This window comes from Caballeronia sp. INDeC2 (genome assembly GCF_023631325.1).
GTDB lineage: Bacteria > Pseudomonadota > Gammaproteobacteria > Burkholderiales > Burkholderiaceae > Caballeronia.
Map to the genome: position 1 here is coordinate 1 of NZ_JALQDG010000064.1, position 838 is coordinate 838.

Annotated in this window: 1 protein-coding gene; it reads right to left on the bottom strand. The window is 63.6% G+C overall.

The window, feature by feature from the left end:
• Positions 1-838 (bottom strand): electron transfer flavoprotein subunit alpha/FixB family protein (locus NCS28_RS33060; RefSeq protein ID WP_250517972.1); only part of this gene is annotated, 838 nt, incomplete at both ends.

The window sequence follows — 838 nt, forward strand, 5'->3', positions numbered from 1 at the left end:
ATCGGCGCTTCGGGGTCTTTGTTGATCGCGACGATGACCTTCGAATCCTTCATGCCCGCGAGATGCTGAATCGCGCCCGAGATGCCGACAGCCACATACAGTTGCGGCGCGACGATTTTGCCGGTTTGACCGACTTGATAATCGTTCGGCACGTAGCCCGCATCGACTGCCGCGCGCGATGCGCCCAGCGCCGCGTTGAGTTTGTCCGCGAGCGGTTCGAGCGTCTTCGTATAGTTCTCGCCGCTGCCGAGCCCGCGCCCGCCCGACACGATGATGGTCGCGCTCGTCAGTTCCGGGCGATCCAGCTTCGTCACTTCACGGCTCACGAACTGGGAGATGCCCGCGTCGGCGGCGGCTTCGATTTTTTCGATCTGAGCGCCACCGCCCTCCGCCGCAACCGGATCGAAGCCCGTCGCGCGGACGGTGATGACCTTGATCGGATCGCTCGATTGCACCGTCGCAATCGCGTTACCCGCGTAGATCGGGCGTTCGAAGGTGTCGGCGCTATCGACGGCGGTGATATCGCTGATCTGCGCGACATCGAGATGCGCGGCGATGCGCGGCGCGATGTTCTTACCGTAAGCCGTCGCGGGCGCGAGAATATGCGAATAATCCTTCGCAATGTTCAGCACCGTGGCTTCGACGTTTTCCGCGAGGCCTTCGGCGAGTTGAGGCGCATCGGCGAGCAGCACTTTGCTCACGCCCGCGATCTTCGCCGCCGCATCCGCCGCGCCTTGCGCGTTCGAACCTGCGACCAGCACATGCACATCGCCGCCGGCGAATTTGCCAACTTCAGCCGCCGCTGCAACCGTGTTCAGCGTCGCGGCCTTGATCGACG